The organism is Frankia sp. AiPa1, assembly GCF_023243075.1.
Taxonomy (GTDB): domain Bacteria; phylum Actinomycetota; class Actinomycetes; order Frankiales; family Frankiaceae; genus Frankia.
In genome coordinates, this window is record NZ_JALKFZ020000145.1 from 20990 (window position 1) to 28339 (window position 7350).

Annotated in this window: 5 protein-coding genes; 1 reads left to right on the plus strand and 4 read right to left on the minus strand. The window is 75.1% G+C overall.

Going from position 1 to position 7350, the window contains the following annotated elements:
• Positions 1-4 precede the first annotated feature (4 nt).
• The 4 genes from MXD95_RS16660 to MXD95_RS16675 all read right to left on the minus strand — a co-directional run bounded on the left by MXD95_RS16660 (position 5) and on the right by MXD95_RS16675 (position 4728).
• Positions 5-1513 (minus strand): hypothetical protein, encoded by a 1509-nt coding sequence (locus MXD95_RS16660; protein WP_250641558.1) that lies wholly within the window; start codon positions 1511-1513, stop codon positions 5-7.
• A gap of 3 nt (positions 1514-1516) precedes the next feature.
• The gene (gene mshC / locus MXD95_RS16665; RefSeq protein ID WP_250641559.1) at positions 1517-2797 is read right to left on the minus strand and encodes a cysteine--1-D-myo-inosityl 2-amino-2-deoxy-alpha-D-glucopyranoside ligase; all 1281 of its coding nucleotides are present in this window, start codon (positions 2795-2797) and stop codon (positions 1517-1519) included.
• A gap of 88 nt (positions 2798-2885) precedes the next feature.
• Positions 2886-3674 carry an Rv2133c family protein gene (locus MXD95_RS16670; protein WP_250641560.1) on the minus strand — a complete coding sequence of 263 codons (789 nt, stop codon included), beginning with the start codon at positions 3672-3674 and terminating at the stop codon, positions 2886-2888.
• A gap of 208 nt (positions 3675-3882) precedes the next feature.
• Positions 3883-4728, minus strand: coding sequence for an Rv2135c family putative phosphatase (locus tag MXD95_RS16675; protein ID WP_250641561.1), 846 nt, complete (start codon positions 4726-4728; stop codon positions 3883-3885).
• Positions 4729-4816: 88 nt separating this feature from the next.
• On the opposite strand from MXD95_RS16675, the gene MXD95_RS16680 reads away from it, so the two are divergent.
• Positions 4817-7216 (plus strand): ATP-dependent DNA helicase, encoded by a 2400-nt coding sequence (locus MXD95_RS16680; RefSeq protein WP_250641562.1) that lies wholly within the window; start codon positions 4817-4819, stop codon positions 7214-7216.
• Positions 7217-7350 lie beyond the last annotated feature (134 nt).

Sequence of the window (7350 nt, forward strand, 5' to 3'; positions counted from 1 at the left end):
TCGGCTACTCCTCGACAATCTCGGCGTCAATGATCTCCTCGTCGGCGCCGCGGCGGTAGCGGGCGCTGGCTGTCCCGACGCCAGCCCGCGGCGACCCGCCGGCGGCGTCGGTCTCGCTGGGATCGGCGAGACGGTGGCGTCCGGGCGGGCGACGTCCGAAGCCGGACGTGGCCCGCCCCGACGCCCCGGCTGTGGCACCCGTGTCGTGGGCCCGCGGGTCATGAGCATGGGGGACGAACGGACGCGCCGAGCCTGACGCCGCCGCGCCGAACCCGCCCACGGACGGGCCGCGGGCGGGGCCGTCGCCGACGGTCGCCGTCCCTGCAGCGGACGGAACGGCAGACCCGAATCCCTCTGGGACAGATCCAGCGGCCGCGGGCCCGCTGGTCGCCGCCCAGCCACCAGCCGCGGTGGCGCCACCGAAGGTATGCGAGCCGCTCGCGGTGCCCCCGGACGCACCGAAGGCCGCGTCGGGCCGGCCGTTCGGCCTGCCGGTGGCGGCAGCAGCGGGACCGTGCTCGGAAGACCAGGCCGTGCCCGGTCGGGACGCCTCTGGCCGCCCAGCGCCGGCCTGGGATCCACCGGGCTCAGAGACACCGGGCTGGGAGACACCAGAGCCCGGAGCCGGCGAGCGCCCGGCCTCCGGCCCGGAGGTTGCCGGGCCGGAGGGGGATGGCCCAGCGCCCGGCACACCGGGCACCGGACGGCCCGATGCGGGTGACGCCGAGGGACGGGACGCCGAGGGACCCACCGGGGGTGTGCCAGTCAGGTCCGCCTGGACGGGCACGTCGGGGCCGCCCCCCGCATATTCGCTGTGGGCGGGCACAGTACCCGCGGAGGGTGCGGTGCCGGCGGAGGGTGCGGTGCCGGCGCGAGCAAGGTCGGTGACGGCGCGGTCGACCTCGTCGGAACCCAGGACGGCACGCAGCCGCAGCACCGCACCGATGATCTCGCCCTGTTGGTGACGCAACGCCTCGAGGGCCGCCGATGCCTGGGCGACCTCCGCCTCGAGCTCGCGGTGGCGGACGACAGCGATCCGCCGGCTCTCCTGCGCCGCGTCGAGCAGGAGTCTGTCCGCCTGTTCGCGTGCCTCGCGGACGATCGGGTGATGGGACCCGGCGTCCTCGATGGCCTCTTCCAGGGCGGACTCGGCGATGCGCCGGGCGCCGTCGATGATCTCGTCGGCCTCCTGCTGGGCGATCGCGAGCATCTGGCCGATGCGACCACCGGCGGCCGAACTGGCACCACCAGCACCAGGGCGGCCAGTGCCGCCCGACTCCGCGGGACCGCCCGTACCCGCGGCGCCGGCGGCCCCAGCGGCGGCCAGGCGCTCCCGCTCGTGCGTGAGCGCGCTCTCGGCGGCGGCGGCTCGCGAGGTCACCGAACTCGCGTAGCGCCACAGCGTGCCGAGGTAGTCGTCCACCTGGCGCTGGTCGTAGCCGTGGTCGACCTCGTCGAAGGCGGGCCGCTCGTCGGCGGAACCCGGCGTGGTCCTGCGGTGGTGCGACCCCATCCCTCAGCTCCCTGTAGGTCGGACGGGTTCAAGGTCTACACCGAGCAGTGTGTCAACCAGCCGGGAGACAAGCGCGGGCGCCTCCCCCCGCCCGCCCGCCGCGGTGTCATAGGGCCGAGCGGGCGCATCCCGACCTGCGGCGGCGTCGGCCCAGGCGTCCACCGCGGCGAGCGCGCCGGGAGCATCGAGGTCGTCGGCGAGCCGATCCCGCACGGCGGAAAGCACCGCGCCGGCATCCGGGCCGGCGGGCAGTGCGACGGCGGCCCGCCACCGCTCGAGCCTGGTCGTGGCGTCACGCAGGCAGGCGGGGGTCCACTCCCACTCGTCGGTGTGCCGGTGGTCGAGCAGGGCCAGCCGCAGCGCCGCCGGGTCGACCCCGTCACGGCGCAGCCGGGAGACGAACTCCAGGTTGCCGCGGGACTTCGACATCTTGTGCCCGTCGAGGCTTACCAGGGCGGTGTGCACGTAGCTGCGGGCGAACGGGCGGGTCCCGGCGGCGACCTCGGCGTGCGCCGCGCTGCACTCGTGATGGGGGAAGGTCAGATCGACGCCGCCGCCCTGCAGGTCGACGAGGCCGCCCAGATGGTGCCGGGCGATCGCGGCGCATTCGATGTGCCAGCCGGGACGACCCGCGCCGAACGGGGACGGCCACGAGGGCTCACCGGGACGGTGCGCCCGCCACAGCAACGGGTCGAGCGGGTCCTTCTTGCCGGCCCGGTCCGGGTCTCCGCCGCGCTCGGCGCACAGGGCGAGCATCTGCTCGCGGGGCAGCCGCGAGACCTCGCCGAACCAGGGCGCGGCCGCGACGGAGAAGTACACGTCGTCACCGACCTGGTAGGCCGAGCCCGACTCGACCAGCTCGCCGACCATGGCGATGATCAGATCGATCGCCTCGACGACGCCGACGTAGGCGTCCGGCGCGAGGATCCGCAGAGCCGTCATGTCCTCGCGGAACAGCGCGATCTCCCGGTCGGCGAGGTGCCGCCAGTCCAGCCCGTCCCGCTCGGCGCGCTCCAGCAGCGGATCATCCACGTCCGTCACGTTCTGCACATATCGGACGGCATGGCCGGCGTCGCGCAGGACCCGCTGAGCCAGGTCGTACGTGAGATAGGTGAAGGCGTGGCCGAGGTGCGTGGCGTCGTAGGGCGTGATGCCGCAGACGTACAGGTGCGCGGTCGGCCCCGGGGACAGCGGACGGACCTGGCCGGTGGCCGTGTCCAGAATCCGCAATGGCCGGCCACGGCCGGGAAGGGGACGTACTGGAGGAGATGGCCACGCCTGCATGCGTGTCAGCGTAACCGCGAACGGGGGATCCGGCGGTCGCAAGACGGTTAACCGCGGCGTAACCGACCTGCGCGGACATCTCCCGGCCTCAGAACGGCGGCCAGGGCAGCGGCGGCCAGTCGCCCGAGGGCAGCGGGAAGCGGCCCTCATCGAGCAGGCGGTGTACACGGGCGCCGAGCGCGTCGAGCTCGGTGACGGTCAGCAGCGGTTCCAGGCGCTGCCCGAGCTCCGCGTCCAGGGCGGTTCCCAGGCAGCGCAGCAGTGCGGTCTCCTCGGCGTCCAGGCGCCGGCCGCGCCAGGTCCACAGCAGGGTGCGCAGCTTGCCCTCGGCGTGGAAGGTCACGCCGTGGTCGATGCCGTGGATGCGCCCGGACGGCGCGGGCAGCAGATGGCCGCCCTTGCGGTCGGCGTTGTTCACCACCGCGTCGAACAGCGCGATGCGGCGCAGCTGCGGGTCATCGGAGCGGGTGAGCGCCACCAGATCGACGGTGACGTCGGTGTCGATCCAAAGCTGGACCATGCCCTCGCCGAACGGCCCGTCGCGCATGATCGTGGGTGGCACGATGCCGAGGTCGAGGGCGGCCGAGATCTCGTAGGCGGCGAGTTCGCGGGCGGCGAGCGTGCCGTCGGGGAAGTCCCACAGGGCACGTTCACCCCGCACCGGCTTGTAGACGCAGCGCCCGGCGACCGCTCCGGCCGCGATCTCGCAGTAGAGCGTGGCGTTGCTGGCATCGGCCATCCGGCCGGTCACGGTGAGCTCGCCCGTGCACAGCAGCCCGAGCGCCGCGCCCAGGTCGAGGCCGCCGCAGTCGAGCGGATCGAGGGGCGGCCGCCGCCCCGGCACGGGGCCGGTCGGTCCAGCCGCGGAAACGCCCATCGCACCAGTCTGTCGGGCGCGTGCCCGGACTGTCCTGAACCAGGCGATGTGAGCCAGGTCTCTCCACTGCCCGTGCACGTCACCGGTACCGCCCCGCGTGGTCATGTCGCAGGCCGGCCCGGGCCCCGTCCCCCCGATTCCGCGGAACCGGGGGGACGGGTGTGCCGAAGACGGACCCGGGCGGATGGTGCCCCGTGGCGGTGCTGTGCTAGGCGGGGCCCGCGGCGGGCGGTGGGGTCCAGGTCCCCGCGCCGCCGCCGATGAGCCCGCCCAGGTCCGGTGGATGTCCGTCGGCCCCGGTGGGCGATGCGGCGTTCTCTGACGTCGCGGACTCTGACGTCGCGGACTCTGACGTCGCCGAATCCGCCGACGCTGGCCTCGCCGTGCCGGGCGGCGGTGGGAGGAGGTCGGTGACGTCACCGCCGACGTCGTTGAGCCGGCGTACCAGCGGTAGCCGCTCGCCGTAGTGGATGACCGTGAGCGAGCACGGCTCGATGGTGATCCGGTGGTAGAGATCGAGGTGCATGCCGAGCGCATCCGCCACGATGGTGCGGATCACGTCGCCGTGCGAGCAGAGCAGCCAGGTGGCTTTCGGGCCGAGCCGCTCGTTCCACGCACGCACCGCGGCGACCGAGCGGGCCTGCGTGTCGCGCAGTGCCTCCCCCTCGGGCCCGGGGAACACCACCGCGCTGGGATGGCTCTGCACCACCGCCCACAGCGGATCCTTGGCGAGGACGGCGAGCTGCTGGCCGGTCCAGTCGCCGTAGCGGACCTCACCGAACCGCTCGTCGACGACCACGTCCTGGCACGCACCGCCGCTGCCCTCCTCGATGACGGCGGCCGGGCGGCGCTGGGCGATCGCGTCCGCCGTCTGCTGGCAGCGGTCCAGCGGGCTGGACACGATCGCCGTCAGCGGGATGCCGGCCAGTCGGGTGGCCAGCGCCGATGCCTGGGCCGCACCCCGCTCGTCCAGGCCCACACCCGGCGTCCACCCCAGCAGGATCGTGCCCGTGACAGCGGTCAGGCCATGCCGGACCAGCAGCACCGTGGTCACCCGTCGTCCTTTCGCCTGTGGTCGCGCCCCACGCTACCGAGTGGACGTCACCCGAGGGAGGCCGATCGCAGTGGTTACGCTTCCCGGCATGCCCGACGCGTATCCGAGCAGCACCGCCGTGGCCCCGGTCCCGCCCGGCGCGGAGCCTGCGCCCAGCCCGCAGGCGGTGTTCGCCGCCTTCCACGACGCAGGTCTGTGGCCGGGACTGGGCCGGACCACCGCGGGCCGGCTGGCCGCCGCCGGGATCACCCTGCCCGAGCACGTCGACCTCGGTCGCCTCGGGCAGGTCGAGGGCGTGTCCGGGCCGCGGGCCCGCCGGCTGGTGGACAGCTTTCGGGCCGCGGCGGGAACCTACGCCGTCGTCGAACTGCTCGTCGGCGCGGATCTGCCGGCGCGCCTGGCGCGCGCGGCGGCCGAACGGCTAGGGCCGAACGCGGCCGGCGACCTGCGGGCCGACCCGTGGGCGCTGCTCACCGCGGACGCCGAGATCAGCCAGGCCGACCGGTTCGCCCGCCACCGGGGCCACCGCCGGGACGACCCGATGCGCGGCCCGGCGGTACTCGCCCACCTGCTGGGCCGGGCCGCGAGCCGGGCCGGGGACACCGCCGCCACCGTCGCCCCGGTGCTCGAGGCCGCGGCTCGCGAAGGCGTGGCCGACCCGCCCGCGGCGCTCGAGACCGCGCTCGAGGACGGCCGGATCATCGCTGTCGGTGACCGGATCGCGCTGGAACGGTACGCGATGGCCGAGCAGTCCATCGCTGATGGCATCGAGCGTCTGATCGCCACCGCCGAGCCGCTGCGCGCGGGCAGTCCCCGCGCCCGCCGTCGCGGCGGCTCCGACCCGTCGGCCTCCCCGGCCGAGGCCACACCGGTGTCCGTTCCCGCGCCGCCTCCGGCCACCGAGCTGTCCTTCGAGGACGCGGACGAGGACGCGGACGCGGGCGACGCGGGCCGCGATGGCGGCGCGCGGGCCACTGGGGCGGGCGCCACCGAGGGGGCCGCCCCCAGTTCGCCCGGCCAAGGGGCGACCGAGGGTACCGGGGCCGGGAACGCCGGGACCGACGGCGCCGCGTCCGGCGGCGCGGACGACGCGGTGCGCGGGTTGGACGAGGTGCAGCTACACGCCGCCCGCGCGGCGCTCGAGTCGGGCGTGAGCGTGCTCACCGGCGGACCGGGCACCGGCAAGAGCCGTACCGTCGCCGCGGTGGTGCGGCTGGCGTGGGCGGCGGATGCCGAGGTGGCGCTCGCCGCGCCGACCGGACGGGCCGCCAAGCGGCTCGAGGAGCTCTGCGGCGCGCCGGCGAGCACGTTGCACCGGCTGCTCGGCGCCCAGGGCCGCGGCGCGGGGTTCGCCCGTGGCGAACACAATCCGATCGACGCCGACCTGGTCGTCGTGGACGAGGCCTCGATGCTGGACGCGGAGCTCGCCGCGGCGCTGCTCGACGCCTGCGCCGACGGGACCCATCTGATGTTCGTGGGCGACCCGGCCCAGCTGCCGAGCATCGGCCCCGGTCAGGTTCTCACCGACCTGCTCGACTACGGCCGCGGCACCGGCTCCGACAGCGCCGGCCCGAGTGGCGCCGGTTTCAGCGGCGCCGACGCGGGCGGCGAGGGTGGCACGGACGGCGAGGGTGGCACGGAGTACCCGCGCGGGGAGGTGCCGGTGACCGAGCTGCGCCGGCTCTACCGCCAGGTCGACGGTGGGGCGATCGCGACGTTGGCGACCGCGGTCCGCGGCGGGGAGCTGCCGCCACCGGCGCCCGATGCGGGCCGGGAGGTCGTCGTCGTGCCCGCGAGCAGCTCCGGGGAGGCCGCCCACCGCACGGTGCAGCTCGTCACCGACTCGATTCCGCGGGCGCTGGGCATCCCGGTCGCCGATATCCAGGTGGTCACCCCGGTGCACGCGGGGCCGGCGGGCACCACCGCGCTCAACGCGGCCCTCAAGCGCGTCCTCAACCCTGTCGGCGGGCAGGTCGACGGGAGCACCCGAGGCACCGCCGGTGCGGGTGGGACGGGAACGTCCTCGGGGTTCGACGTCGGCGATCGGGTCGTGGCCACGGCGAACCACGTGGACATCGGCTTCGCCAACGGCGAGATCGGGACGGTGGTCGCCCTGGGCGAGCGGGGTGCCCTGCGGGTCGCCTTCCCCGGGGGGACGGTGGAGGTGCCCGCGGGCCTGCTCGGTGATCTGCGCCATGGCTGGGCGGTGACGGTGCACCGGGCGCAGGGCAGCGAGTGGCCGGCGGTCGTCGCGGTGTTCCCGCCGGAGGCCGGCCGGATGCTCACCCGGCCGCTGGTCTACACGGCGCTGACCCGTGCCGCCAGCCATCTGTCAATCGTGGCGGTCAACGGCCCCGCCGTCCGCCATGCCGTACGCACCTCCGGCGGGCGGCGCCGGATGACCTCCCTCGGCCCCCTGCTCGCGGGCCAGGAGGCAGGCGAGTTCATGGACGACGACGAGCTGGATGAGGACCTCGACGACGACTGAGCCGGCCCGGCCGGATCCCCGGATCCCCGGAGCGCCGACGGATACCGATTGTCGCTGGTCACCGGATTCGCGCCGTGGATGCCCCGGCCTTCAGGTCGGGGAGGAGACGGCGCCCCACGCTGGAACACATACTC